Source organism: Mycetocola lacteus (assembly GCF_003667575.1).
Lineage (GTDB): Bacteria > Actinomycetota > Actinomycetes > Actinomycetales > Microbacteriaceae > Mycetocola > Mycetocola lacteus.
Genome location: NZ_RCUY01000005.1, coordinates 85,205 through 111,250, shown reverse-complemented (window position 1 = coordinate 111,250; position 26,046 = coordinate 85,205). Strand labels below are relative to the sequence as shown.

The window sequence follows — 26,046 nt, the reverse complement described above, 5'->3', positions numbered from 1 at the left end:
AGCGCGGGGTGCACCCGCGAAGGAGGAAACACATCGTGATCAAACCGGACTTCTCGGTAGAGATTCCCGAAAACCTCGGCCGTCTGCACTTTGTGGGCATCGGCGGCTCGGGCATGAGCGGCATCGCACGCATGTACCTGCAGGCGGGCTTTGAGGTGTCGGGTTCGGACCGTGAGGACTCGCCCAAGCTGGCGAGCCTGCGTGAGCTGGGTGCCACCACCTCGGTGGGCCATGACGCCGCCAACGCGGTGGGCGCGGACACCCTGGTGGTGACGAGCGCGCTGTGGCCGGAGAACCCCGAGTACCGCTATGCGATCGACAACGGTATTCCGGTGCTGCACCGTTCGCAGGCCTTGGCCGGGCTGACCCGGGGCAAGCGCCTGGTCGCCGTCGCCGGCGCTCACGGCAAGACCACCTCGACCGGCATGCTGGTCACCGGCCTGCTGGGCCTTGGCGAGAGCCCCAGCTTTGTCAACGGCGGCGTGATCGAACCCTTCGGTGTCTCCAGCGACGGCGGCACCGGCGAGCTGTTTGTGCTGGAAGCCGACGAGTCCGACGGCTCTTTCCTGCTGTATGACACCGCGGTGGCACTGATCACCAACGTGGATACCGATCACCTGGACCACTACGGCAGTCTCGACGCGTTTGACGCGGCCTTTGTGGAGTTCGCCGAGAAGACCAGCGAGTTTGTGGCGATCTCCTCGGATGATCCCGGTGCCAAGCGGATCACCGCGCAGTTCTCCGCGGACACCCGCGTGCTGAGTTTCGGGGAGGCCGAGGATGCCACCGTGCGCGTGCACAATGTCCTCACCGACGGCAACGTGACCTTCACCCTGACCTACCAGGGAGTGGACCATGTGGCCACCCTGAAGGTTCCCGGTCACCACAATGCCCTGAATGCCGCGGGTGCGGTAACCGTGCTGATCGGCCTGGGCTTCGATCCGGCCGCCGCGCTGGCCGCCGTCGCCGAATTCGGTGGCACCCAGCGCCGCTTCGACCTGCACGGTGTGGCCTCCGGCGTGAGCGTGTATGACGACTACGCCCACCACCCGACCGAGGTTGAGGCCGCGCTGACCGCCGCCCGCGACGTGGTGGGGGAGGGGCGCATCATTGCGATCCAGCAGCCGCACCTCTTCAGCCGCACGATGGCCCTGGCGGGCGAGTTCGCCGAGGTGCTTGAGCGCGTGGCCGACCACACCGTGGTGCTGGACATCTGCGCCGCCCGCGAGGACCCGATCCCCGGCGTGACCGGAGAGATCGTCTCCTCCCGCTGGGAGGACCCCACCCGCGTGCACTATGAGGCCGACTGGCAGGCGGCCGCCGACTATGTGGCCACCGTTGCCCGTCCCGGTGACTTTGTGGTGACCCTGGGCTGTGGCGATGTGTATAAGATCATCCCGCAGGTGCTGACCTCCCTCGAGGAACACGGCAACTAGGTGAAGCGCCCGTCCGGAATCCCGCACACGCCCGCATCCGGTGAGGGAAAGAACACGCGTCGTCCCGCCCGGGACGAGGCGTCGCCGGTCGAGCCCACCGCGGATGAGGGTGCGGCTAACCGACAAACCGTCGAGTCGGCCGGGGAATCACCCGTTAGCTCGGAGTCCGGACGGCCGAGCTCGCCCGACACCTCAAGCACGCGAGATACCTCCTCGCCAACCGGGTGGGTAGCCGAGGCGCTCTCGCGTGCCCGGGCCGCGGCCGGGGCCCAGGCAGCCGATGCGACGGCGGCGGAAAACGCCAAGCCCTCCGCGCCGCGGAACGCTGCCGAACACCCCGTCTCGTCGTCGCCTGCCGACCGAGGAGGCGAAACGGTCTCCGCTCGCGGCGACGATGAGGCCACCCAGGACCTCTCGGCGCTGCGCGCACCCACGATTCCCGCGGGCCTCTCCGAACCGCGCGGCACGGATGCTCCTCGTCGCGAGGACCAGGTCGCACCGGCTCCCGAGCGTGCGGCGCAGACCGCGCGGGAGGCGCGCCGTGAGCGGAAGCGGTTCGAGCGCGCCGAGGTGCGTCGCTTCACCGTGCGGAGTCGACGTCGTCGCCGAGCCTGGCTGATCGGTCTCGGATCGGTAGCGGTCGTGGCGCTGCTCGCGTTGATCGTGAGTTATACCCCGATCCTCTCGGTGCGCAAGATCGAGGTGCGCGGCACCGATCGGCTCAGCGCCTCCGCCCTGGAACACAAGCTTTCCGGAGAGCTGGGTACCCCGTTCCCGCTGGTGGATCAGAGCGCGATCAAGGCCGTACTCACCGAGTTCCCGCTGATCGAGTCCTACCGGGTGGAATCTAGCCCGCCCTCGACGCTGATCCTGCGCATCGTGGAACGCACCCCGGTCGGGGTGGTGGCCGTGGACGGAGGGTTTGAGCTCGTGGATGCCGCCGGTGTGGTGATCGAACGCACCGGGGAAAAGCCCGCCGACTATCCGGTGATCACCGTGGATCGAGCGAAGTCAATGGACGCGTTCCGTGCCGCGGCCGCGGTACTGCGCGCGATGCCCGAAGACCTGCGGGCCAAGGTGTCCTCGATCGGTGCCACCACGCGGGACGATGTCACCTTCGGGCTCGTCGATTCGGAGACGGTGGTGCTGTGGGGCGATGCGAGCGATGGGGTGGTCAAGGCGAAGCTTTTGGAGGCCCTGATGCGAGCCCAGCCCGACGCGCAGCGCTTTAACGTGACCTCGCCGGAGATTGGTGTGGTCGGCTAGGCCAGGAAATCTGCCTGGGAAACCGCCCTGGACCACCCGGTCCGGGCGGTTTTTCCCATCTTTGCCGGGAAACTCTCGACACGCGGGCGTGTCGGCGGCGCGGGAGCGTTCGTTGGGCATACCGTCAGGGGAAGGAAATGCATACTGAGCATAACTTTAAGCCTCAAGTAGAGGTTGAAAGTTCTCACCGGAGGTCGACGTGACAGCAAACCAGAACTACCTCGCCGAGATCAAGGTCGTCGGCATCGGCGGAGGCGGCGTGAACGCCGTCAACCGCATGATCGAGCTTGGCCTCCGCGGCGTTGAATTCATCGCCATTAACACCGACGCCCAGGCGCTCTTGATGAGTGACGCCGACGTCAAGCTCGACGTCGGCCGTGAGCTGACCCGCGGCCTCGGTGCCGGCGCAGACCCCGAGGTGGGCCGCCGTGCCGCCGAGGACCACGCCGAGGAAATCGAGAACGCCCTCGCCGGCGCCGACATGGTCTTTGTGACCGCGGGAGAGGGTGGTGGAACCGGAACCGGTGGCGCCCCCGTCGTCGCACGCATCGCCAAGTCGATCGGAGCCCTGACCATCGGTGTGGTGACCAAGCCCTTCGGATTCGAGGGTCGCCGCCGTCAGGCCCAGGCCGAGCTTGGTGTGGCCAAGCTCAAGGAAGAGGTCGACACCCTCATCGTGGTGCCGAACGACCGCCTGCTGGAAATCAGCGACCGCGGCATCTCCATGGTGGAAGCCTTCGCCACCGCCGACCAGGTGCTGCTCGCCGGTGTCCAGGGCATCACCGACCTGATCACGACCCCGGGTCTGATCAACCTCGACTTCGCCGACGTCAAGTCGGTCATGCAGGGTGCGGGCTCCGCGCTGATGGGTATCGGTTCCTCGCGCGGTGCAGACCGCGCAATCAAGGCCGCCGAGCTCGCCGTGGCATCGCCGCTGCTGGAAGCCTCAATCGAGGGTGCACACGGTGTGCTGCTCTCGATTCAGGGTGGATCCAACCTGGGTATCTTCGAGATCAACGACGCCGCGCGTCTGGTCCAGGAGGCCGTCCACCCCGAGGCAAACATCATCTTCGGTACCGTGATCGACGACAGCCTCGGCGACGAGGTGCGCGTTACGGTCATCGCTGCGGGCTTTGACGGCGGCGAACCGCCGGCGAAGAACGTCGAGGCCATGAAGGACGCGAAGATCGGTGCGGGCGGGGTTCTGACCTCGACCGAGGAGGTTGCCGCGACCGAGATGATCGTCGACGAGCCGGCCTCGGGCTGGAACGTCACCGCCGAGAACCTCGACACCCCGCCGGCCACCGCCGACCCGGCATTCGCCGACTCGGCCGAGCTGGACATCCCGGACTTCCTCAAGTAACTAGAGATTTTCCGCATGACGCTCAGTGTGCCCGCCGGCGGCGAGGGAAATTCCCTCGCCGCCGCTGCGGCATCCACCCCGGTACTCACCGATCCTGGCCGCGCTATCGCGCTGGCCGAGATGACCGCACGGATCGAGTCTGCCGCCCGTACCGCGGGCCGCAGTCCCGAGGACATCACCACGATCGTGGTCACCAAGTTCCATCCGGCTGATCTCGTCCGCGACCTGTATGCCCTCGGCGTGCGGGACGTGGGGGAGAACCGCCATCAGGAGGCCCGGGACAAGGCCGAGGAAACCGTGGATCTTACCGGTTTGCGCTGGCACTTTATCGGCCAGCTCCAGTCCAAGAAGGCACGCCAGGTGCGGCGCTATGCCAGCAGCGTGCACTCGCTGGATCGAGCCAGCGTCGTGGATGCCCTCGCCCAGGTGGACCCCGAGTTCCCCGACGCACCCCCGCTGCCCGGGTTCATCCAGGTCAACCTGACCGATGATCCCGCCCGCGGCGGAGTACATCCCGACGATGTCCTCGCCCTGGCAACCCGCGTGCTCGAGGCACCCGCCCTGAGCCTGCAGGGGGTCATGGCCGTGGCACCACTGGAGGGCGACCCGCGGATCGCCTTCGAGCGTCTGCGCGAACTCTCAGATCGCGTGCGTACGCTCAAACCAGACGCCCGGTATATCTCTGCCGGGATGTCTCACGACTTTGCCGAAGCCATTGCCGAGGGTGCGACACACCTGAGAATTGGTTCCGCAATCACCGGCAATCGCCGCTGACCACGTTAACATTTTCCTAAGAACCGCGCGAAAATCGGAGGTACCAATGTCCAACCCGCTCAAGAAGACCATGGTCTATTTGGGACTGGCTGATGATGACCTCGAGTATCAGGAGGCTCAGCAGAAGGCTGCCGCACAGACGCAGGCGGCCGAACCCGCCGCGCCCGCCAGTGCCGCACCCGCTCCGGCTCCGGTAGCTCCGGTCCAGGCACCCGTGCGTGCCTCGGTCACCCCGTTGCGCCGTCCGACCGTGACCCGTCAGGCCGCGCCGAACGAGCTCAACGAGATCCTCACCGTGCACCCCAAGCAGTACAAGGATGCCCAGGTGATCGCCGAGACCTTCCGCGAGGGAGTGCCGGTCATCATCAACCTGTCGCAGATGAGCGACGGTGACGCGCGTCGCCTGATCGACTTCGCCAGTGGCCTCTCCCAGGGCCTGGGCGGAAAGATCGAGCGTGTGACCAGCAAAGTATTCCTGCTCTCGCCGCAGCACGTGGCAATCCTGGGTGACGCGGCCGAGTCCGCGGACGCCGAGAACACCTTCTTCGCTCAGCAGTAGTTGATTTCGCGGTGATTGGTCTTCTCCGGTTCATTATTGGGAACCTGCTCCTCCTCTACTTTCTGATCCTCTGGGCGCGGTTTGCGCTGGAGCTTTTCCGCTCCATCCGGCCGGGCTGGCGTCCGGGCCGAGCCCTCATGGTGATCGCGGAAATCGTGTTCACCGTGACGGATCCGCCGATTCGGTTCTTTCGGCGGATCCTCCCTCCGGTGCGAATCGGTGGGGCGATGCTCGACTTCGGGTGGAGCATCACAATGTTCTGTGTCCTCATTGCGATGACACTCGTAAACAACTTTCTCCGTATTTAGGCGCTTCACGGTAGGGTGAAGTGTCACGACCCTCGTCTTCTGGCGGGGTCATCCATAAAGTTTTTGGGTCCTCGCAACCGCGGGGATATCAAATCCGCAATCTGTCGTTACAAGTAAGGGTGAACAGCCATGGCGCTAACTCCGGAAGATGTAGTCAACAAGCAGTTCCAGCAGACCAAGTTCCGCGAGGGCTATGACCAGGATGAGGTTGATGACTTCCTGGATGAGGTCGTTGTTGAGCTGCGTCGTCTGACCCAGGAAAACCAGGAGCTCGCCGAGCGTCTGAAGGCCTACGAGAGCGGCAACGCTCCCGTGGCTGCCGCTCCGAGCACCACCCCCGTGGCCGCCGTGCCGGCACCGGTCTCCGCCGTGCCCGTGCCGGTTGCCGCCGCTCCGGCCGCTGCCGCGCCGTCCGGCGACGATGCAGAGAGCTCCTCGAGCCTGCTGCAGCTTGCCCGTCGTCTGCACGATGAGCACATCAAGGAGGGCACCGAGAAGCGCGACGCGCTGATCGCCGAGGGCCACGCCACCGCCGCCCGCCTCATCGCTGAGACCGAGGCCAAGCAGCGTGCACAGGTCGAGATCCTCGACAAGCAGAAGGTTGTCCTGGAGACCAAGATCGACGAGCTGCGCACGTTCGAGCGCGACTACCGCAAGCAGCTGCGTGGCTACATCGAGGGTCAGCTGAAGGAGCTCGACGAGCAGTCGGGCACCGGTTCCTCGAAGTAAGTTCTTGTCGCAGGAATCTCCGGCCAGAACCGGTAAGTGGGCAGTCCCGCTGTTGGCGATCATCGCCGCGGCGGGACTGTCTGCTGATCAGTTCGCCAAATATCTGGTCACCACCAACCTGACCCTGCACGAGCCGGTCCCGATCATCGGTGACTTCCTCGTGTTTTACTACATTAAAAACCCCGGTGCCGCGTTCTCGCTGGCCAGCGGAATGACCTGGATCTTCTCGATTCTGGCCTCCGCGGTGGTCATCGCGATTATCGTGTTTGCTCGCCGTGGCAAGATCCGCTCCCGTGCCTGGGCCGTGATGATCGGTCTGCTGCTGGGCGGGGTGCTGGGTAACCTCACCGACCGACTGTTCCGTGAGCCCTCCTTTGGGCTGGGACACGTCGTGGACTTCATCTCGACGCCGTGGATGCTGCCGGCCGTGTACAACGTCGCGGACATCCTGATCGTGTCCTCGATGGGCCTGTTCCTGATCCTCTCGTTCATGGGGATTAACCTGGACGGAACCCGCGCCCCCAGCCGCGCCGCCCAGCGCGCCGAGCGCGCGCGTGCGGAGGCCGAGGCGGCCGAGGCGATGACCCCGATTGAGCCCGATCTGATCGATGGCTCCCACATCTCCAAGGAGAACCCCGATGCAAAGCCGTAGCCTTCCCGTGCCCGACGGGCTCGAGGGCACCCGGGTGGACGCCGGTTTGGCTAAGCTGTTGGGATTCTCCCGCACCTTCGCCGCCGAGGTTGCCGATCTGGGCGGGGTTACCCTGGCCGGACGCACCCTGGGCAAGTCCGACCGCCTGTCGGCGGGGGACTGGCTTGAGGTGTCCTGGACGCCCAAGGCCGAACCCACGATCGTTCCGGTTGTGGTGGAGGACCTCGACGTGGTCTACGACGATGAGGACATCATCGTGGTGGCCAAGCCCTCGGGTGTGGCCGCTCACCCCTCGCTGGGCTGGACCGGTCCCACCGTGCTGGGTGCCCTGGCCGGTGCCGGGTACACGGTCTCGACCTCGGGTGCCGCCGAGCGCGCGGGCATCGTGCACCGCCTCGACGTGGGCACCAGTGGTCTGATGGTGGTGGCCAAATCCGAGCGAGCGTACACCGAGCTCAAGCGCCAGTTCCACGACCGCGAGGTGGAGAAGATCTATCACGCGGTAGTTCAGGGACACCCCGATCCGCTGGCCGGGACGATCGACGCCCCGATCGGACGCCACCCGCGTCACGACTGGAAGTTCGCGATCACCACCGACGGTAAGCACTCGATCACCCACTATGAAACCCTCGAGGCGTTCCTGCGTGGATCCCTGCTGGAGATCCACTTGGAGACCGGACGGACCCACCAGATTCGTGTGCACATGGCCGCGCAGCGTCACCCCTGCGTGGGCGACCCGCTCTATGGCGGCGACGCTCAGTTGGCCGAGCGCCTGGGCCTGACCCGGCAGTGGCTACACGCCCGTCAGCTGGCCTTTACCCACCCGGGTACCGGCGAGTGGGTCACCTTTGAGGCACCGTATCCCGAGGACCTGGAACACGCCCTGGAGATTCTGCGTAACGACTAGAGTCATCCCCGGTTTGACCCTCCAAAAACACCCCGCGATCACTCGCGGGGTGTTTTTGCGTGTGCCCCGGTCGGTGGTGAGGGGTATCCTAGAAGTTCATCCTCGGAAGAAGTAGCGGAGCAGTTTTGACCCCTTCGGATAAGCAGTTTGTCCACCTTCACGTGCACAGCGAGTACTCGATGCTCGATGGAGCGGCGCGGGTCAAACCGCTGATTGAGGCCGCCAAAGAATCGGGGATGCCCGCCGTCGCCGTGACCGACCACGGAAACGTGTTTGGTGCGTTCGACTTCTGGCGTACCGCGACCGATGCGGGGATCAAACCGATCATCGGTACCGAGGCCTATCTGACCCCGCGCACGCACCGCACCGACCGCACCCGGGTGCGCTGGGGCGACGGCTCGCGGGACGACGTCTCGGGTTCGGGTTCGTACACCCACATGACCCTGCTCTCGGAGACCACCGAGGGCATGCACAACCTGTTCCGGTTGAACTCGCTGGCCTCGATTGAGGGCTACTACTTCAAGCCGCGTATGGACCGCGAACTGCTGGAGACCTACGGCAAGGGCCTGATCGCCACCACCGGCTGCCCCTCAGGGGAGGTTCAGACCCGCCTGCGCCTGGGCCAGTATGACGAGGCGATCAAGGCGGCCGCGGAGTTCCAGGACATCTTCGGCAAGGAAAACTTCTTCTGCGAGCTGATGGATCACGGTCTCGGGATCGAGAAGCAGGTCATGGGCGACCTGATCAAGATCGCCAAGGACCTCAGCATCCCGCTGGTGGCCACCAACGACCTCCACTACACCCACGCCCACGACGCCAAGTCGCATGCGGCGCTGCTGTGTGTGCAGTCCGGTTCCACGCTGGATGACCCCAACCGCTTCAAATTCGACGCCGATGAGTTCTACCTCAAATCAGCCGAGGAAATGCGCCACCTCTTCCGCGACTACGAGGAGGCCTGCGACAACACGCTGGCCATCGCCGAGCGCTGCAACGTGGAGTTCAACACCAAGGCCAACTACATGCCGCGCTTCCCGGTGCCGGCGGGGGAGACCGAGGACAGCTGGTTCATCAAGGAGACCGAGAAGGGCCTGCACGAGCGCTACCCCAACGGTATTCCCGCGGATGTGCGTGAGCGTGCCAACTACGAGGTGGGCGTCATCATCCAGATGGGCTTCCCGGGTTACTTCCTGGTCGTGGCCGACTTCATCAACTGGTCCAAGAAGAACGGCATCCGGGTGGGGCCGGGCCGTGGTTCGGGTGCCGGTTCGATGGTCGCGTATGTGATGAAAATCACCGACCTGGACCCGATCCAGCACGGTCTCATCTTCGAGCGGTTCCTCAACCCCGAGCGTGTGTCCATGCCCGACTTCGACGTCGACTTCGATGACCGTCGCCGTGGGGAGGTCATTCAGTATGTGACCGCCAAGTACGGCGACGAGCGTGTGGCGCAGATCGTGACCTACGGCACGATTAAGGCCAAGCAGGCACTCAAGGACTCCTCCCGGGTGCTGGGTTTCCCGTTCGGGATGGGCGAGAAGCTCACCAAGGCGATGCCCCCGGCGATCATGGGTAAGGACATCCCGCTCACCGGCATCTTCGATAAGGATCACCCGCGCTATAAGGAAGCGGTGGATGTGCGCACGGTGGTCGAAACCGACCCCGAGGCCAAGCAGGTCTTCGAGACCGCGCTGGGCCTGGAAAACCTCAAGCGTCAGTGGGGTGTGCACGCCGCGGGTGTGATCATGTCCTCGGATCCGCTGATCGACATCATCCCGATCATGAAGCGCGAGCAGGATGGCCAGATCGTCACCCAGTTCGACTATCCGGCCTGTGAGAGCCTCGGGTTGATCAAGATGGACTTCCTGGGGCTGCGCAACCTCACGATCATCGATGACGCGCTGGACAACATCAAGTCCAACCGCGGCGAGACCCTGGTGCTGGAAGACCTGGACCTGAGCGATGTTGGCTCGTATGAACTGCTGGCGCGGGGCGACACCCTGGGTGTGTTCCAGCTCGATGGCGGGCCGATGCGCTCGCTGCTGCGCCTGATGAAGCCCGACAACTTCGAGGACATTTCCGCGGTGCTCGCGCTCTACCGTCCGGGCCCGATGGGTGTGAACTCGCACACCAACTACGCCCTGCGAAAAAACAAGCAGCAGGCGATCACCCCGATTCACCCCGAACTCGAGGAGCCGCTTGAGGAGATCCTCGGTGGAACCTACGGCCTGATCGTGTATCAGGAGCAGGTGATGAGTGCGGCGCAGAAACTCGCCGGCTTCAGCCTCGGACAGGCCGACGTGCTGCGCCGCGCGATGGGTAAAAAGAAGAAGTCCGAGCTGGATAAGCAGCAGGCCGACTTCTTCGCCGGAATGGCCAGCAACGGTTACTCCCAGCAGGCGATGGACGCCCTCTGGAAGGTTCTGGAATCCTTCGCCGACTACGCCTTCAACAAGGCTCACACCGCCGCCTACGGGCTGGTGTCCTACTGGACCGCGTACCTCAAGGCACACTATCCGGCCGAGTACATGGCGGCGCTGCTCACCTCGGTGGGAGACTCCAAGGACAAGCTGGCGATCTACCTCAACGAGTGTCGCCGGATGGGCATCAAGGTGCTGCCGCCGGATGTGAACGAGTCGATTGGGTTCTTTGCCGCCGTCGGCGAGGACATTCGCTTCGGTCTCGGGGCGATCCGCAACGTGGGTGGCAACGTGGTGGAGGGTATCCGTTCGGCCCGTGAGGAAAAGGGTGCCTACGCCACCCTGCCGGACTTCCTCAAGAAGGTGCCGCTGCAGGTGGCCAATAAGCGTGCGATCGAGTCGCTGATTAAGGCCGGTGCCTTCGATGAGATGGGTAATACCCGGCGCGCGCTCTCCGAGGTGTTTGAGGACCTGGTGGAGGACGCCGCGAAGACCAAGCGTAAGGAGTCCAATGGTGACTTCGCGTTTGACTTCGACAGCCTGTTCGACGACCCGCAGGAATCCGACCCGATTCCCGTGCGTCCCGAGTGGTCCAAGAAGGACAAGCTCGCCTTTGAGCGGGACATGCTGGGCCTCTACGTGTCCGACCATCCGCTTGCGGGGCTGGAACTCCAGCTGGCCAAGCATGCCTCCACCACGATCCTTGACCTGATGAGCTCCGAATCCACTCAGGACGGCGACACCGTGACCATCGCGGGTCTGGTGACCAGCGTGCAGCACCGGGTGGCCAAGCAGTCGGGCAACCAGTACGGCATGATCACCGTCGAGGACTTCAGTGGTGAGATCACCGTGATGTTTATGGGCAAGGGCTATCAGGAGTTTGGCCCGATGCTGCTGGGCGACTCGATCGTGGTGGTCCGCGGGCGCGTCTCGATGCGGGATGACGGCATGAACCTGCACGCCTACAGCCTGATGGCACCGGAGTTTGTCCAGGAGGATGGCGACACCACGCTGTTCCTGACCATGCCCGACGCCCGGGCGACCGCACCGGTGATCGCCAACCTGCGTGAGATCCTGGAGCGCCACCGCGGCGACGGCGAGCTGCGGGTGCGACTCACCCGCGGCGACGTGGCGCGGGTGTTTGAGGTGCCAAATTACCCGGTTCGGGTAAGCCCGGACCTCTTCGGCGAGCTCAAATCATTGCTCGGCCCCGGCTGCCTCGGTTAGGTTGAATCTACCCCGCACTACCCGTGTTCATGAGAGGACCCGATGAGTACACCAGAGAACCCGACCTCACCCGAGCAGCCCGCCGACGAGCAGGCCGAAACCGGGGTCTGGGAGCGTTTGGAGCGTGCGGCCGAGGCACCACAGGTTGTGGCACCCGTAGCCGACACCTTCACGCCTCCGCACGCGAGCCAGCAGGCGACGCCGCTACCCGGGTTCGCGCAGGATCCGCAGGCTGCGCCGCTTCCCGGGTTCGCGCAGGGTACGGCCGCGAGTGCGGGACACTCGGCCGCGGGTCAATCGGCCGCAGGTCATCCGGCCGCGGGGCATCCGGTGGGACAGCCCGGTGACCAGTCGGCCGCGCACTCGGCCGCGGGCCCGTTCTCGGTGGGGCAGTTCGCCGGGCAGCCCGGTGCCGAGCAGCCCGCTCGCGCCGCGCGTGAGCCGCGTCCGGTCCGAACCGTAGGGGTATTCACCCTACGCGAGGTTCTGTTTGTGATCCTCAGCGCGCTGCTGGTGCTGATCTCGTTTGTGCCGGCCTTCCACCTGGGCCAGTTTGGTGCCCCGCTGACGCTGTGGAACCTCCAGTTCGCGCCGATGCCGGTGGCCGTGTCGATTCTGCCGCTGATTGCGCTGGCCCTGGTTCTGCTGCGCCGCCTGGTTCCCCGGGTGTCCTGGCGGGTGGGTTCGCTCTCGGTGGATCAGTTCGCCTCGGTTGCCACGGTGATCGCCGCGGTCGGTTACGTCCTGTTTGTGTCGGCCTACACGGTGCTGACCGTCCCGGGGCAGATCAACTGGTCACTTCCGGTGGGCACCATCCTCGCCCTGGCGACCCTGTTCACCTCGACCTTCGCGCCGTTCCTCCCGGTCTTTAAGACCGAGTTCGGTGAGCGGGACGAAAGCCCGGCCGCACCGGCTGCTCGCGCACCCCGCGTGATCACCCCGACGCCGCGTCCGCGTGCCGCGCAGCCAACCCCGGGTGCCGCTGGTTTCGGCGCGCCCGTGGGCGCACCGGCTCAGCCCGTTCGAACCGCGCCGTTCTGGGTCTACAGCTACACCCCGCGTCCGGTGCACAGCGTGGATGGCCAGTCGGTGCTGTTCGAGATGGGACCGGGTGCCTGGGTGCTCGCCGTTGAAGATCGGGGAACCGCGCTGGTGCTGCGCACCGACGACGGTCGAATCGGAATTCTGCACGATCTGAGTAACCTCACCCGCGGATAACCGTCGCGATATATAACGAGCCGGGAATGTGCGAGAGCACGTCCCGGCTCGTTGGTGTTAATCCTGGACGGGTGTGCACCGGATTCTCGGGGGATACCCGGCCCGTCTCGCCGCGGAGATACCCGAAAACCCGCTAAACTGGGCGTCGACATGATTCAGACGATTGATCTTCGCGAGCTCCGCCCCGGCCGTGCCGAGCTCACCGCCCTCCTGCCGCGTCCCACCGTGGACATCTCCGTCGCGATGACAGCCGCGAGCACCCTCATCGATGAGGTGCGCACCGGTGGCGAGGAAGCACTGCGCGAGCATGCCCGTCGTTTCGACGGAGGCGAGCCCACCAGCGTTCGTGTGTCGGCCGAGGCCATCGCCGCCGCGGTGGAGGCGCTGGATCCCGCCGTGCGCGCGGCGCTGGAAACCGCGATCGAGCGGGTGCGTCGCGCATCTGCCGCTCAGGTCCCCGCATCCCAGGTGACCGAGCTCACCGACGATTCGCGTATCGTGCAGCGCTGGCAGCCGGTGGACCGAGTGGGTCTCTACGTGCCCGGTGGCAAGGCCGTCTACCCGTCGAGTGTGATCATGAACGTGGTTCCCGCGCAGGTTGCCGGTGTGGGGTCGCTCGCGCTGGCCTCGCCCGCGCAGCGTGACTTCGACGGCAATGTGCACCCGGTGGTCCTGGGGGCCGCGGGTCTGCTGGGGATCACCGAGGTGTACGCGATCGGTGGTGCCAGCGCGATTGGTGCGCTGGCGTACGGTGTGCCGGACATCGGTCTGGAGCCGGTGGATATCGTCACCGGTCCGGGTAACATCTACGTGGCTGCGGCCAAGCGCCTGGTCAAGGGACAGGTGGGAATCGACTCCGAGGCCGGTACCACCGAGATCCTGGTGATCGCCGATCAGCACGCCAATGCCGCCTATGTGGCCGCCGACCTGATCAGCCAGGCCGAGCACGATGAGGCGGCCGCCTCGCTGCTGGTCACCGATTCGGCCGAGTTTGCCGAACGGGTGCGTGACGAGCTTGCCCGCCAGACGGCCGAGACCACCCACTCCGCCCGCGTGGCCCAGGCCCTGGCCGGTCCGCAGTCGGCGATCGTGCTGGTTGCCGACCTGGCTGCCGCCGCCGAGTTCAGCAACGCCTACGGCCCCGAGCACCTGGAGATTCAGACCGCGCACAACACCGAGGTGCTGGGAAACATCACCAGCGCCGGCGCGATCTTCGTGGGGGAGCACTCCCCGGTCAGCCTGGGCGACTACCTCGCCGGGTCCAACCACGTGCTGCCCACCGGCGGTCAGAGCCGCTTCTCGGCGGGCCTCGGTGCCGCCACCTTCCTGCGTCCGCAGCAGATCATCGAGTATGGCCCTGCCGGGCTGACCGAGGTTGCCGCGGGCATTCGCGCGCTCTCGGATGCCGAGGCGCTGCCCGCGCATGGTGATGCCGTCGCGATCCGTTTTCTTCCGTCCGCTCAGTAGTCTGGTACCCCGATGCACTGTCCTTTTTGCCGCAACCCCGACTCTCGGGTGATCGATTCGCGCACCAGCGATGACGGCCTCTCCATTCGCCGACGCCGGCAGTGTCCCAAGTGCGGCGGTCGATTCAGCACCTCGGAGACCGCGAGCCTGAACGTGATCAAGCGCTCGGGCGTGGTGGAACCCTTTAGCCGCGACAAGGTCGTGGCGGGTGTGCGTAAGGCCTGCCAGGGCCGCCCGGTCACCGATCCGGATCTGGCGATGCTCGCGCAGACCGTGGAGGAGACCATTCGGCAGACCGGCACCAGCCAGATCAACGCCAACGAGATCGGTCTGTCCATCCTGCAGCCGCTGCGCGAACTGGATGAGGTCGCCTACCTGCGCTTTGCCAGCGTGTACCAGGCGTTTGAATCGCTTGAGGACTTCGAGTCGGCGATCGCCGCGCTGCGTGCAGGCACCGCCTAATCAGACTCCCCTTTTCCCCGTTCGCCCACGCCCAGCTTGGACCCCGCATGTACCCGTTCCTGTTCAAAACCGTTCTGACCCGCTTCTCGCCCGAGCAGGCACACCACCTCGCCGCGACCGCGATTCGGGCCATTCCTCGGGTGGGACTCGGCCGGGCCGCGCGAAAGTTCACTGCCGGGGGAGCGGATCTCTCGGTGCATACCCTGGGGATCACCTTCCCAACCCCGTTTGGGATCGCCGCCGGCTTCGATAAGGACGCCACGATGATTGAGGGCCTCGGGGTGCTCGGCTTCGGCCACATCGAGGTGGGCACGATCACCGCCCACGCGCAGCCGGGGAACCCCCAGCCGCGCCTTTACCGCCTGCCCGCCGACCGTGCGCTGATCAACCGGATGGGCTTCAACAATCACGGCGCCGCCGAGGCCGCCGAGCGCATTCGCGCCCTGCGTGCCAGCGGGAAGTCGCTGCCGGTGGTCGGGATCAACATCGGCAAGAGCCGTGTGGTGGATGTGGACAACGCGGTCGAGGACTACCTGGAGAGCGCCCGCCTCCTGGCACCGGTCGCCGACTACCTGGTCATCAACGTCAGCTCACCCAACACCCCGGGCCTGCGCGGCCTGCAGGAGTTGGACCGCCTGGAACCCCTGCTCACCGCGGTGAAGGCCGCCGCCGGCCGTACCCCGCTGCTGCTCAAGATCGCCCCGGACCTTGAGGACGATCAGGTGGCCAAGATCGCCGAGCTGGTGGTCTCCACCGGCCTGGACGGCATCATCGCGACCAACACCACGATCAGTCGTGACGGTCTGGACACCCCCGCCGACAAGGTTGCGGGCATGGGCGCCGGTGGGCTATCCGGTGCGCCGCTCAAGGCCCGCTCGCTCGAGGTGCTGCGCCTGATCCGCGCGGCCGTCCCCGCCGAACTGTGTGTGATCTCCGCCGGCGGCGTGGAGACCGCCGAGGAGCTCAACGAACGCCTGGAGGCCGGTGCCACGCTGGTGCAGGGCTATTCGGCCTTCATCTACCGCGGCCCGCTGTGGGGCCGCGAGCTCAACCGCGGCCTGGCCGAGATCCGCGCCGCGCGCCGGGTCTAGCCGTCCGCGCGAACACGCGCATAACAAAACACCCGCCGAGAAGATCTCGGCGGGTGTTTTGTGTGGTCTGGGACCGGTTACTGCGGGTACTGGCGGCGACGCACCTGCGGCTTGGGCAGACGCAGGAAGCGCATCTGCAGGGCCCGCATTGCCGCATACCAGCGCACACCCTTTTCGGCGTAGCCGTACTTGGCGGTGAGCTTGCGACGCAGACGCAGGCCGAGGAAGACGCAGTCGAGGATCGCGATCAGCAGCAGACCCCACACCACAAACAGGGAGTAGGCGGCCACGCGGGTGTCCTGAATGAAGGAGGCGATGACCACGAGCAGAAGCAGCGGCATCAGCCACTCGCCGGCGCTGAAGCGGGCATCCACGAAGTCGCGGACGAACTTCTTCTGCGGTCCGCGGTCGCGGATGGGGAGGTAGCGCTCTTCGCCGTTGGCGAGGCCCACACGGGCCTTTTCGCGCTCGACCGACATCTGGGCGCGAGCCTGCTTGGCCGCTTCCTTGCGGTCGTTCGGAACGAGGGGACGCTTATTAGCCGCCTCGCGCTCCTTGCGGGTGGGGGTGGGGCGTCCCTTGCCAGCGGACGCGTTCAGCCGCGCCTCGGTCTGCTCGAGGGATTCCATGCCCGGCTCTGCCGGCGTGCCGTTAGTCTGCTTAGTCACTTATTGATCCTTGGGTTGGCGTTACGCTCTAAGATTACCCGTATGAACGCCTCGAACCACACCATCCCGCAAAACCTGCACGATCCGATTGAGCTGAGCCTGCGCGAGACCGTGCAGAATCAGCTGCCGCGCACCCTCGCCGATCTGGGCGATCTGGTGCGGATTCCCAGCGTGGCCTGGGACGGCTTCGACCACGATCACGTCCGCAAGAGCGCCGAGGCCATCGCCGAACTCGCCCGGGACACCGGCGTTTTTGATGATGTGGTGATCTCGCAGGCACCGCTTGAGGGCTCGACCGAGCTCGGCCAGCCCGCCATTCTGGCGACCCGCAAGGCGCGCGCCGGGGCCCCCACCGTTGTGCTCTACGCGCACCACGACGTCCAGCCGCCCGGGGACGATGCCGAGTGGAACACCCCGGTCTACGAGCCCACCGTCGTGGGCGACCGCCTCTATGGGCGTGGTTCGGCCGACGATAAGGCCGGTGTGATGTCGCATATTGGTGCCATTCGTGCGCTGCGCGAGGTCGCCGGTACCGACTTCAACCTGGGCATCACCCTGTTCATCGAGGGGGAGGAGGAGTTTGGATCTCGTTCGTTTGCTAACTTCCTCGCTCAGCACCGCACCGAACTCGCCGGCGACGCGATCGTGGTGGCCGACTCGGCGAACTGGGACACCGAGACCCCCGCGCTGACCGTGGGCCTGCGTGGCAACGTCACCTTCCGTCTGACCGTGCGCACGCTGGATCACGCGTCCCACTCGGGCATGTTCGGGGGAGCGGTCCCGGATGCAATGCTGGCAACCTTCCGCCTGCTCAACACGCTGTGGGATGACGAGGGTTCGGTGGCCGTGCCCGGCCTGATTGTGCGTGAGGCCGAGACTCCCGCCTACGATGAGGCTCAGCTGCGCCTGGAAACCGGACTCACCGAGGGGGTGTCTCCGATTGGAACCGGATCGATCCTCGGCCGGATGTGGGACAAGCCCTCGATTACCGTGACCGGCATCGACGCGCCGAGCATGCAGAACGCCTCCAACACGCTGATCCCCGCGGTCACCGTGCGGGTGAGCGTGCGCATCGCTCCGGGGCAAGACCCGCAGCAGGCGGTCGAGTCCATCACCGCGCACCTGCGCGCGAACGCTCCGTTTGGTGCGCAGCTCTCGATTGATGACATCGACACCGGCAGCCCGTTCCTGGTGGACACCAGCCACCCCATCGTCACCACGGCCAAGCAGGCCATGGCCGACGCCTGGGAGGTTGCCCCGGTTGAGCTCGGTATCGGTGGCTCGATTCCGTTTGTGGCCGACCTTGTCCGCGAGTTCCCCGAGGCGGCGATCCTGATCACCGGCGTCGAAGACCCGCACTCGCGCGCCCACAGCCCGAACGAGTCCCTGCACCTGGGCGTGTTCCACCGCGCCACGCTGACCGAGGCGCTGCTGCTGGCGCGTCTGAACGGCCAGACCAAATAATTTTCTGAATTCCGGGAATCCCCGATCGATGATCGCGGTTATCCTGGTTGAAGACCGTGTCCACCGCGGTACCCGTCACGAAGGAGAAACATGAGCGACGCAACAACCCTGACCGAGGCCCCCGCCCACGGTGTGGCGCTGACCGATACCGCGGCCGACAAGGTTCGTAGCCTGCTGAACCAGGAGGGTCGCGACGACCTGCGCCTGCGCGTAGCCGTGCAGCCCGGTGGCTGCTCGGGCCTGATCTACCAGCTGTACTTTGACGAGCGTTTCCTCGATGGCGACGTCACCGTCGACTTCGACGGCGTTGAGGTCATCGTGGATGGCATGAGTGTTCCCTACCTCGATGGTGCCACCATCGACTTCGAGGACACCATCCAGAAGCAGGGCTTCACGATCGACAACCCCAACGCGGGCAGCTCCTGCGCGTGTGGAGATTCGTTCGCCTAAATCGAGATAACTTCGACACTCCGACCGAATGGGGCCCATTTTGGGCCCCATTCGGCGTTTTTTCAGTCTTTCTTGGGAAAATGAACGTACGTATGTAGAGCTTTGGGCCTGAATGGTCCCGAACGTGCCCCACATTCGGGATACACTGGACGCTGAACCAATAGTGTCTTTGCGAAAGGTCCCAGGTGCGCTCGAAACGTAGACTCCGCTGGGCTTCACTCCCGTTAGCCGCCGCGCTTGTCGCGGTGCTAGCCGGTTGTACCCAGGCCGAGCTTCACGGCTATCTCCCCGGCTTCAATAACGAGGGTGAGACCCCCGTAACCAACCACACCGAGAGGGTTGCTGCCCTCTGGACTCACTCGTGGATTGTCCTGCTCGTCGTCGGTGTTCTGACGTGGGCTCTGATCATTTGGGCAATTGTTGTCTACCGTCGCCGGAAGGGCCAGACCGGCCTGCCCGTGCAGATGCGGTACAACATGCCCATCGAGATCCTTTACACGGTGATTCCGCTGATCCTGGTGGTGGGCTTCTTCGCCTTCACCGCCCGCGATCAGGCGGCTATCGAAACCCAGTACAAAAACCCCGACGTAGAGATCCAGGTCTTTGCGAAGCAGTGGTCCTGGGACTTCGTGTACCCCAAGTCGGTAGACGGACAGGATGTCTGGACCGCCGGCGTTCAGGCCCGTCAGCTCGAGGGCGGCAAGCCCGGCGAGCTCGACCCCAAGAGCATTCCGGAGCTTTACCTCCCCGTAGGTAAGACCGTGAAGATTGCCCTGGAGTCGCGTGACGTCATCCACTCCTTCTGGGTAGTGGACTTCCTTTACAAGAAGGACATGTACCCGGGTAAGACCAACTACATGTCGTTCATCCCGCAGCGCGAAGGCGAGTTTGTGGGTAAGTGTGCGGAGCTGTGTGGTCAGGACCACTCGATGATGCTCTTCAACGTGAAGGTAGTGTCCCAGGCTGAGTACGACCAGCACCTCGCCGATCTCAAGGCCGCCGGTAACGTCGGAAACTTCGGTAGCGAGTTCAACCGTAACCAGAACCTTCCCGGCATCGACAAGCCCGCCGAGGCTGAAAAGGGAGAGGGTCACTAAACGATGTCTACTACATTGAACATCCCGGCCGGTCAGGCCAGTGTCCTCAACCGTTCGAAGGTTGAGAGCAAGGGAAACATCCTGGTCAAGTGGATCACCTCCACCGACCACAAGACCATTGGGTACATGTACCTGATCGCGTCGTTCATCTTCTTCTGCATCGGTGGCGTCATGGCGCTGCTGATCCGTGCACAGCTCTTCGAGCCCGGTCTCACCGTGATCGAGACCAAGGAACAGTACAACCAGCTGTTCACCATGCACGGCACGATCATGCTGCTGATGTTCGCAACCCCGCTGTTCTCGGGTTTCGCAAACGCCCTGATGCCGCTCCAGATCGGTGCTCCCGACGTGGCCTTCCCGCGTCTGAACGCCTTCGCTCTGTGGCTGTACGTCTTCGGTAGCCTCATCGCCGTGGGTGGATTCCTCACCCCGCAGGGTGCCGCCTCGTTCGGCTGGTTCGCGTATGCGCCACTATCGAGTCAGACATACTCACCGGGTATCGGTGGAAACCTCTGGGTTCTGGGACTGGCGATGTCCGGTTTCGGTACCATCCTCGGTGCCGTGAACTTCATCACCACGATCATCACGATGCGTGCCCCGGGTATGACGATGTGGCGTATGCCCATCTTCACCTGGAACACCCTGGTGACCTCGCTGCTGGTTCTGATGGCCTTCCCGGTGCTGGCCGCCGCACTGTTTGCGCTGGCCGCCGACCGAGTATTTGGTGCCCACATCTTCGACGCCGAAAACGGTGGCGTGATGCTGTGGCAGCACATGTTCTGGTTCTTCGGTCACCCCGAGGTGTACATCATCGCCCTGCCGTTCTTCGGTATCGTGTCCGAGATCTTCCCGGTGTTCAGCCGCAAGCCGATCTTCGGTTACAAGACCCTGGTCTACGCAACCATCGCGATCGCCGCCCTGTCGGTGACCGTGTGGGCTCACCACATGTACGTGACCGGTTCGGTCCTGCTGCCGTTCTTCGCGCTGATGACCATGCTCATCGCCGTGCCGACCGGTGTGAAGATCTTCAACTGGATCGGTACCATGTGGCGCGGTTCGGTCACCTTCGAGACCCCGATGATCTGGTCGCTCGGCTTCCTGATCACCTTCGTTTTCGGTGGTCTGACCGGTGTGATCCTGGCTTCGCCGCCGCTTGACTTCCACGTCTCCGACACCTACTTCGTGATCGCACACTTCCACTACGTGGTGTTCGGTACCGTGGTGTTCGCGATGTTCGCCGGATTCTACTTCTGGTGGCCCAAGTGGACCGGCAAGATGCTCAACGAGAAGCTGGGTTACTGGCACTTCTGGCTGCTGTTCATCGGCTTCCACACCACCTTCCTGATCCAGCACTGGATCGGTGTGATGGGCTTCCCGCGTCGTTACTACACGTACTCGCCCGCGGACAACATCACCTGGATGAACCAGCTGTCCACCATCGGCTCCTTCATCCTCGCGGTCTCGCTGATCCCGTTCTTCCTGAACGTGTACATCACCGCCCGCAAGGCACCGAAGGTCACCGTGAACGACCCCTGGGGTTACGGTGGATCGCTTGAGTGGGCCACCTCGTGCCCGCCCCCGCGTCACAACTTCACGTCGATCCCGCGGATCCGCTCCGAGCGTCCCGCGTTCGACCTGAACCACCCGGAGGCAGCCGAGTTCACCGGCCGCGACACCCCGGCAATTACGACCGTTGAAGAAGGAGGAGCGAAGTAATGAAGTCCAACATTTCGATCCTCTGGATCCTCGCCGTCTTCTGCCTGATTCTGGCGGGTGTCTACACCTTCTGGAACGTCGCCGACCCGGCCCACGGCCGTGTCGAGTGGGTGGGTACCGTGGCGCTGCTGCTCTCGGCCATCCTCTCCGGTTTCATCGCCTTCTACCTGCGTCTGGTCTACCGGGCTCAGGGCGGCGAGCTGCCCGAGGACAACGTTGCCGCGAACATCGACGACGCCGACCCGGAGCTGGGACACTTCGCTCCGTGGAGCTGGTGGCCGTTCGTTCTGGTTGGCGGTGCCTCGGTGGTCATCATCGGCATCTCGGTCGCCCAGGAGGGTAACTTCTGGCTGGCATGGTTCGGTGCCCCGATCGTCCTGGTCGCCCTGGTTGGCTGGGTATACGAGTTCTACCGCGGTCGTTTCGCACACTAAGGTTCAGTAACACAGGAGCGGGTCCGCTTCCCTTCGGGGAGGCGGACCCGCTTTGTTGTACCCGGAGCATGCGAACCCGCGCGGCCGTCTCGATGGGGAGTGGTCCGTGCGACGCCCGTCGGTGCCCGGTGCCCGGTGCCCGGTACCCGACGGTGGCAAGGGTTGGGTTAGCGCTGCTGCGTGAGGCGTCTGAGCGCGCGCAGATAGCCGTGGGAGGCATAGGACTGCCCGAGGAGCGTCAGCGGGTAGATCGGACTCCAGCGGGGCGCACGCGGCCGCCAGAACCCCCGCAGGCGGAACCAGACGGTGCCATCGGGCTCATGGGTGATCAGGAAGTGCTCCTGCCCCTCCTCGCGGTGTCGGGGGTCGGCCTCATAGCCGAAGCCGCGGTCGATCGACCCGGGCAGCAGATCAAGCCCCGGTCCCTCGGGCGGTTCGCCGGCCCAGAGGATGGCACAGTGCACGGTGGTGATGGTGATCGGGACCGTACGCCGCAGCGGGCGGTAGCGCATCCGAATGGTTTCGCCCACGATCTCCGATGCCGCCCCGTTCGCACTGACCAGCAGCCCGGACTCGTGGTGTAGCCGCCAGGAATCGACGTCTGCCATCACCTCGGCGTGCAGCGCCGCGCCCGAGCCGACACACAGGTCGTATCGGATTTCACGAAATCCCACGGGGGTGGCCGCGCCGCCGTAGTTCACCGGGGAAGCGGAGGCGGATGCTGCATCTGACGGGGACACGGTGTCTCGATTCGAGGCTGGGACAGATCCGGGGAGGTTTCGGGAAGGTGCTGGGGTGGCTCCGGCGAGGTTTCGGGGTGCATTCAGGGGCGTGCCGTGGCCGCTGAGGGCGCGTTCTAGAGCGTCTGAATCTCAGAATACCCGCCGGTTGTTATCGTCGCGCCTCGGCCGCCGAGAAACTCCGATAGGTGCGGACGTTCGGTGGGGGAGGGGAGCGCTCTACCCCAGAGCCGGCCCAACCGGCGGCCGAGGAGAGGAGGGAGCGCCGGGCAAGCGGTAGTGCGCGCCGGCGGGGTCTCGTTCCAGGAGCCCGTGATCGACCAGGTAGCGCCGCAGCAGGGCAACATCCGAGCTCCAGGCCCCCAGGCGTTCGTTGACCTCGGGCTCGGTCAGGTCGATACCCGGCTCAAACGTACGTGCAACGACCAGTTCCAGGAGTTCTCGGCGCTCATCCGGCCTGACCGGAAAGGCGAGGATCCTGCCGTCATTCAAAAATCGTTCGATTCCCACCGGGGTACTCGGTGTCGCCCGGGAGAGCGCTGCCGCGAAGACCTCGGGATGCTGTGTCCACGGCTCTGTGGAGCGGTCTAGCAGCCCCGCCCGCTCCAGTGCGGTGAGTGCGCGCTCAGCCCTCTGCGGGGGTATCGGGGACGCGCCCAGCGCCTCCTGCCCACCCACGATCAGGTGGGCCCACACCTCTCGGGTGGTGTCGTTGGCCAGCAGTGCAAGTAGCGGACGCCAGTCGGCAGACGAGCTCATGTTTCCTCCTGAGGAATCCGAGCCAGCCTAACGTACATCCGGTTAAACACCGAGTGCCGGATCCTCCAGTGGAGAATCCGGCACCCTTATGTGACGTGCTGTGTGGGGGAGCGCCTAGTGGTGCTCGTCGTCCCCGTGCGACTGGTCCAGCTCGGTCTGGGTGACCGGAGCGATCCGGTCCTCGAAGAACCAGCGGGACATCGCGGCGCGCAGGCGCATCGATCCGGTGATCTTGCCCTGAGCGTTCGGACGGAGCATGATCGGTGCCTGGTCCTTGTAGCTGACCAGTTCCCAACGCTCGTAGTCCGAGACCTGCTCGTGAACCTCGATGTACTCGCCACCGGGGAGGCGGACAATGCGTCCGGTCTCGTAACCGTGCAGCGCGATCTCGCGGTCCTTCTTCTGCAGACCCAGGCAGATGCGCTTCGTGACGAAGTACGCAATAACCGGTCCGAGGAAGAGCAGGGCCTGCAGGGTGTGAATCACACCCTCCATGGTCACCCGGAAGTGGGTGGCGATGAGGTCCGAGCTCGCGGCGGCCCACATGACCGCGTAGAAGGTCACACCGGCCGCACCGATAGCGGTACGGGTCGGGGCGTTACGCGGGCGGTCCAGCAGGTGGTGCTCACGCTTGTCGCCGCTGACCCACGCCTCGATGAAGGGGTAGATCAGGACGGTCACGATGAACAGACCCAGGATGATAACCGGCAGCAGGATTCCGAAGCTCCAGGTGCGGTCCAGCCACACAAACTCGAGGTGCGGCGGGGCCAGACGGAGCATACCGTCGGCGAATCCGATGTACCAGTCAGGCTGGGTACCCGCGGACACGGGCGAGGGGTCATACGGTCCGTAGTTCCAGATCGGGTTGATCTGGAAGAACGTCGCGCAGGCCATGATCACACCGAACACGATGAAGAAGAATCCACCGGCCTTGGCCGCGTACACGGGGAGGATCGGGAAGCCGACCACGTTCTCCTCGGTACGGCCCGGCCCGGGGTACTGAGTGTGCTTGTGCACAATCAGGAACATCAGGTGCAGGGCGATGAACACGATGACCAGCGCGGGCAGGATCATGATGTGCAGCGAGTAGAGACGACCCACGATGTCCTCACCCGGGAACTCTCCACCAAACAGGAGGAAGGAGATCCAGGTGCCGACCAGCGGGAAGGACTTGATCATGCCGTCGATGATGCGCAGACCGTTACCGGAGAGCAGGTCATCGGGGAGCGAGTAACCGGTGAAACCCTCGGCCATGGCGAGCACGAAGAGGACAAAACCGATGACCCAGTTGATCTCGCGCGGCTTGCGGAATGCACCGGTGAAGAACACGCGGAGCATGTGCAGGCCGATCGAGGCCACGAACAGCAGGGCGGCCCAGTGGTGGACCTGGCGCATCAGCAAACCACCGCGGATATCGAAGGAGATATCCAGGGTCGAAGCCATAGCGGCCGACATGTGCACACCGTTCATGGGGGCGTAGGAGCCCTCATAGGTGGTGTGGGTCATGGCTGCGTCGAAGAAGAAGGTCAGGAAGGTTCCCGACAGCAGGATCACAACGAAGCTGTAAAGCGCGACCTCACCGAGAAGGAAGGACCAGTGATCCGGGAAGATCTTGCGACCGAACTCCTTGACGGCGCCCGAGATGCTCGTGCGCTCGTCGAGGTAGTTGGCAGCCTTGCCGGTGAAACCACCGGACTGCTTAGCGGGGGCCGTCGGTGCGGCCGTTGCGGTACTCAATGACGCTCCCAGAAGCTCGGTCCGACAGGCTCGTGGAAGTCACTCTGAGCGACGAGGTAGCCCTCATCGTCCACGGTGATCGGGAGCTGCGGAAGGGGACGGGCGGCCGGACCAAAGATCACGGTCGCGTGGTTTGCCACGTCGAACTGCGACTGGTGGCAGGGGCACAGCAGGTGGTGGGTCTGCTGCTCGTACAGAGCAACCGGGCAACCCACGTGGGTGCACACCTTCGAGTAAGCAACGATGCCGTTGTACGACCAGTTCTTACGCTCGGGGAGCTCGTTCAGGTCCTCGGGCTTCAGACGCATGAGCAGAACGATGGCCTTGGCCTTCTCGTTCAGCACGTCCTTGGCGTCGTTGAGATCCTCGGGGATGACGTGGAACGCCGAACCCAGGGTCACATCGGAGGCCTTAATGGGCGCACCGGAAGGGTCACGCGCCAGGCGGGTGCCCTTCTTCCACATGGTGTGGTGCAGCAGCTCTACCGGGTCCTCGTCATACGGTGCCAGACCGCGGAACAGGGCCACGGCGGGCAGCGGGAAGACCACCAGGGCACCGATCAGCGAGTTGCGGATGAGCGAGCGACGGCCAAAGCCGGACTCCTCATTCGCCTCCTCGAAGATCTCGATGGCGCGGGCGCGGGTCTCGTCGGTACCGCGCACGGGGTGGCGGTGGTCCACGGACTCGTGGTCGGCCATCAGGGCCTTACCCCAGTGGACGGCTCCGATACCCAGGGCCATCAGAGCCAGGGTGGCACCGAGGCCGATGAAGAGGTTGTTTGACCGAACCAGTTCCATCTGACCGTCGATCGGGAACATCATGTAGGCGGCAACCGCCCACAGGCTTCCCACGGCGGAGAGGAAGAAGAGGATGAAGACAGTGCGCTCGGCCTGCTTTTCCTTCTTCGGGTTCAGGTCGGTGACGCGCTGACGGTGTTCCGGGTGACCCGGGTTCTCAACGGCGTCGGGGCTCACCACGCCTGTGCCGGTATCCACCGGCAGCAGGTCATGGGAAGAGGAGTTCGCAGCGGCGAGATCCTTGCCGCTGTTATCGTCCTGTGCCATTGTGCTCCTTACGTGATTGCAGTGTCATGATCAGGGCCGTC

General features: G+C 64.8%; 24 protein-coding genes. 19 read left to right on the top strand and 5 right to left on the bottom strand.

Features of this window, described 5'->3' with window-relative positions:
- Positions 1 to 35: 35 nt before the first annotated feature.
- The 14 genes from murC (at position 36) to D9V34_RS06020 (ending at position 15,876) form a co-directional block, all read left to right on the top strand.
- Positions 36 to 1,436 (top strand): UDP-N-acetylmuramate--L-alanine ligase, encoded by a 1,401-nt coding sequence (gene murC, locus D9V34_RS06085; protein ID WP_121687979.1) that lies wholly within the window; start codon positions 36 to 38, stop codon positions 1,434 to 1,436.
- The gene (locus tag D9V34_RS06080; protein WP_121687978.1) at positions 1,437 to 2,702 is read left to right on the top strand and encodes a cell division protein FtsQ/DivIB; all 1,266 of its coding nucleotides are present in this window, start codon (positions 1,437 to 1,439) and stop codon (positions 2,700 to 2,702) included. It abuts the gene before it with no gap.
- Between the two features lie 199 nt (positions 2,703 to 2,901).
- Positions 2,902 to 4,065, top strand: a complete 1,164-nt coding sequence (gene ftsZ, locus D9V34_RS06075; protein ID WP_030143327.1) for a cell division protein FtsZ — start codon at positions 2,902 to 2,904, stop codon at positions 4,063 to 4,065.
- 15 nt (positions 4,066 to 4,080) lie between these two features.
- On the top strand, positions 4,081 to 4,839 hold the full coding sequence (locus D9V34_RS06070; RefSeq protein ID WP_281272271.1) for a YggS family pyridoxal phosphate-dependent enzyme: 759 nt from the start codon (positions 4,081 to 4,083) through the stop codon (positions 4,837 to 4,839).
- 46 nt (positions 4,840 to 4,885) lie between these two features.
- A complete protein-coding gene (locus D9V34_RS06065; RefSeq protein WP_121687977.1) occupies positions 4,886 to 5,398 on the top strand; it encodes a cell division protein SepF in 513 nt (170 codons plus the stop codon).
- A gap of 11 nt (positions 5,399 to 5,409) precedes the next feature.
- Positions 5,410 to 5,706 carry a YggT family protein gene (locus tag D9V34_RS06060; RefSeq protein WP_121687976.1) on the top strand — a complete coding sequence of 99 codons (297 nt, stop codon included), beginning with the start codon at positions 5,410 to 5,412 and terminating at the stop codon, positions 5,704 to 5,706.
- A gap of 129 nt (positions 5,707 to 5,835) precedes the next feature.
- Positions 5,836 to 6,435 carry a DivIVA domain-containing protein gene (locus D9V34_RS18090; RefSeq protein WP_121687975.1) on the top strand — a complete coding sequence of 200 codons (600 nt, stop codon included), beginning with the start codon at positions 5,836 to 5,838 and terminating at the stop codon, positions 6,433 to 6,435.
- Positions 6,436 to 6,439: 4 nt separating this feature from the next.
- The gene (gene lspA / locus D9V34_RS06050) at positions 6,440 to 7,087 is read left to right on the top strand and encodes a signal peptidase II (protein WP_245991929.1); all 648 of its coding nucleotides are present in this window, start codon (positions 6,440 to 6,442) and stop codon (positions 7,085 to 7,087) included.
- Complete coding sequence (locus D9V34_RS06045; protein ID WP_121687974.1) at positions 7,074 to 7,994, top strand: RluA family pseudouridine synthase; 921 nt, start codon at positions 7,074 to 7,076, stop codon at positions 7,992 to 7,994. The genes lspA and D9V34_RS06045 overlap by 14 nt, the downstream gene beginning before the upstream one ends.
- Before the next feature lie 179 nt (positions 7,995 to 8,173).
- Entirely contained in the window at positions 8,174 to 11,638 is a 3,465-nt protein-coding gene (dnaE, locus tag D9V34_RS06040; protein WP_245991968.1) for a DNA polymerase III subunit alpha, read from the top strand.
- Positions 11,639 to 11,680: 42 nt separating this feature from the next.
- On the top strand, positions 11,681 to 12,856 hold the full coding sequence (locus tag D9V34_RS06035; protein ID WP_121687972.1) for a hypothetical protein: 1,176 nt from the start codon (positions 11,681 to 11,683) through the stop codon (positions 12,854 to 12,856).
- Positions 12,857 to 13,006: 150 nt separating this feature from the next.
- Entirely contained in the window at positions 13,007 to 14,323 is a 1,317-nt protein-coding gene (gene hisD, locus D9V34_RS06030; RefSeq protein ID WP_121687971.1) for a histidinol dehydrogenase, read from the top strand.
- A gap of 12 nt (positions 14,324 to 14,335) precedes the next feature.
- Positions 14,336 to 14,785: a transcriptional regulator NrdR gene (gene nrdR, locus D9V34_RS06025; RefSeq protein WP_121687970.1), complete on the top strand. Its 450-nt coding sequence runs from the start codon at positions 14,336 to 14,338 to the stop codon at positions 14,783 to 14,785.
- A 47-nt stretch (positions 14,786 to 14,832) separates the two neighbouring features.
- Positions 14,833 to 15,876, top strand: a complete 1,044-nt coding sequence (locus D9V34_RS06020; RefSeq protein WP_121687969.1) for a quinone-dependent dihydroorotate dehydrogenase — start codon at positions 14,833 to 14,835, stop codon at positions 15,874 to 15,876.
- Positions 15,877 to 15,953: 77 nt separating this feature from the next.
- On the opposite strand, the gene D9V34_RS06015 is transcribed toward D9V34_RS06020, so the two are convergent.
- Positions 15,954 to 16,505: a DUF3043 domain-containing protein gene (locus tag D9V34_RS06015; RefSeq protein WP_183091922.1), complete on the bottom strand. Its 552-nt coding sequence runs from the start codon at positions 16,503 to 16,505 to the stop codon at positions 15,954 to 15,956.
- Positions 16,506 to 16,586: 81 nt separating this feature from the next.
- On the opposite strand from D9V34_RS06015, the gene D9V34_RS06010 reads away from it, so the two are divergent.
- From D9V34_RS06010 to D9V34_RS05990, 5 genes are all read left to right on the top strand, one after another.
- Positions 16,587 to 18,008 (top strand): dipeptidase, encoded by a 1,422-nt coding sequence (locus tag D9V34_RS06010; protein ID WP_121687967.1) that lies wholly within the window; start codon positions 16,587 to 16,589, stop codon positions 18,006 to 18,008.
- Positions 18,009 to 18,098: 90 nt separating this feature from the next.
- On the top strand, positions 18,099 to 18,458 hold the full coding sequence (erpA, locus tag D9V34_RS06005) for an iron-sulfur cluster insertion protein ErpA (protein ID WP_030143341.1): 360 nt from the start codon (positions 18,099 to 18,101) through the stop codon (positions 18,456 to 18,458).
- A gap of 185 nt (positions 18,459 to 18,643) precedes the next feature.
- Positions 18,644 to 19,555, top strand: coding sequence for an aa3-type cytochrome oxidase subunit II (gene ctaC / locus D9V34_RS06000; RefSeq protein WP_121687966.1), 912 nt, complete (start codon positions 18,644 to 18,646; stop codon positions 19,553 to 19,555).
- Between the two features lie 3 nt (positions 19,556 to 19,558).
- A complete protein-coding gene (gene ctaD, locus D9V34_RS05995) occupies positions 19,559 to 21,271 on the top strand; it encodes an aa3-type cytochrome oxidase subunit I (RefSeq protein ID WP_121687965.1) in 1,713 nt (570 codons plus the stop codon).
- Positions 21,271 to 21,705 carry a cytochrome c oxidase subunit 4 gene (locus D9V34_RS05990; protein ID WP_121687964.1) on the top strand — a complete coding sequence of 145 codons (435 nt, stop codon included), beginning with the start codon at positions 21,271 to 21,273 and terminating at the stop codon, positions 21,703 to 21,705. Before ctaD ends, D9V34_RS05990 begins: the two co-directional genes overlap by 1 nt.
- 167 nt (positions 21,706 to 21,872) lie before the next feature.
- On the opposite strand, the gene D9V34_RS05985 is transcribed toward D9V34_RS05990, so the two are convergent.
- The 4 genes from D9V34_RS05985 to qcrA all read right to left on the bottom strand — a co-directional run bounded on the left by D9V34_RS05985 (position 21,873) and on the right by qcrA (position 26,005).
- Entirely contained in the window at positions 21,873 to 22,445 is a 573-nt protein-coding gene (locus tag D9V34_RS05985) for a DUF1990 family protein (protein WP_183091875.1), read from the bottom strand.
- 219 nt (positions 22,446 to 22,664) lie between these two features.
- Entirely contained in the window at positions 22,665 to 23,204 is a 540-nt protein-coding gene (locus D9V34_RS05980) for a DUF2087 domain-containing protein (protein ID WP_121687962.1), read from the bottom strand.
- A 114-nt stretch (positions 23,205 to 23,318) separates the two neighbouring features.
- A complete protein-coding gene (gene qcrB / locus D9V34_RS05975) occupies positions 23,319 to 24,941 on the bottom strand; it encodes a cytochrome bc1 complex cytochrome b subunit (protein ID WP_121687961.1) in 1,623 nt (540 codons plus the stop codon).
- Positions 24,938 to 26,005: a cytochrome bc1 complex Rieske iron-sulfur subunit gene (gene qcrA / locus D9V34_RS05970; RefSeq protein WP_121687960.1), complete on the bottom strand. Its 1,068-nt coding sequence runs from the start codon at positions 26,003 to 26,005 to the stop codon at positions 24,938 to 24,940. Before qcrA ends, qcrB begins: the two co-directional genes overlap by 4 nt.
- Positions 26,006 to 26,046 lie beyond the last annotated feature (41 nt).

What these genes read in the sequence shown, in the direction of transcription:
- D9V34_RS06070 (WP_281272271.1), top strand. Translation starts at nt 4,081, where the DNA reads ATGACGCTCAGTGTGCCCGCCGGCGGCGAGGGAAATTCCCTCGCCGCC.
- D9V34_RS06065 (WP_121687977.1), top strand. Translation starts at nt 4,886, where the DNA reads ATGTCCAACCCGCTCAAGAAGACCATGGTCTATTTGGGACTGGCTGAT.
- D9V34_RS18090 (WP_121687975.1), top strand. Translation starts at nt 5,836, where the DNA reads ATGGCGCTAACTCCGGAAGATGTAGTCAACAAGCAGTTCCAGCAGACC.
- D9V34_RS06045 (WP_121687974.1), top strand. Translation starts at nt 7,074, where the DNA reads ATGCAAAGCCGTAGCCTTCCCGTGCCCGACGGGCTCGAGGGCACCCGG.
- dnaE (WP_245991968.1), top strand. Translation starts at nt 8,174, where the DNA reads ATGCTCGATGGAGCGGCGCGGGTCAAACCGCTGATTGAGGCCGCCAAA.
- D9V34_RS06035 (WP_121687972.1), top strand. Translation starts at nt 11,681, where the DNA reads ATGAGTACACCAGAGAACCCGACCTCACCCGAGCAGCCCGCCGACGAG.
- hisD (WP_121687971.1), top strand. Translation starts at nt 13,007, where the DNA reads ATGATTCAGACGATTGATCTTCGCGAGCTCCGCCCCGGCCGTGCCGAG.
- nrdR (WP_121687970.1), top strand. Translation starts at nt 14,336, where the DNA reads ATGCACTGTCCTTTTTGCCGCAACCCCGACTCTCGGGTGATCGATTCG.
- D9V34_RS06020 (WP_121687969.1), top strand. Translation starts at nt 14,833, where the DNA reads ATGTACCCGTTCCTGTTCAAAACCGTTCTGACCCGCTTCTCGCCCGAG.
- D9V34_RS06015 (WP_183091922.1), bottom strand. Translation starts at nt 16,505, where the DNA reads ATGGAATCCCTCGAGCAGACCGAGGCGCGGCTGAACGCGTCCGCTGGC.
- D9V34_RS06010 (WP_121687967.1), top strand. Translation starts at nt 16,587, where the DNA reads ATGAACGCCTCGAACCACACCATCCCGCAAAACCTGCACGATCCGATT.
- erpA (WP_030143341.1), top strand. Translation starts at nt 18,099, where the DNA reads ATGAGCGACGCAACAACCCTGACCGAGGCCCCCGCCCACGGTGTGGCG.
- ctaD (WP_121687965.1), top strand. Translation starts at nt 19,559, where the DNA reads ATGTCTACTACATTGAACATCCCGGCCGGTCAGGCCAGTGTCCTCAAC.
- D9V34_RS05990 (WP_121687964.1), top strand. Translation starts at nt 21,271, where the DNA reads ATGAAGTCCAACATTTCGATCCTCTGGATCCTCGCCGTCTTCTGCCTG.
- D9V34_RS05980 (WP_121687962.1), bottom strand. Translation starts at nt 23,204, where the DNA reads ATGAGCTCGTCTGCCGACTGGCGTCCGCTACTTGCACTGCTGGCCAAC.
- qcrA (WP_121687960.1), bottom strand. Translation starts at nt 26,005, where the DNA reads ATGGCACAGGACGATAACAGCGGCAAGGATCTCGCCGCTGCGAACTCC.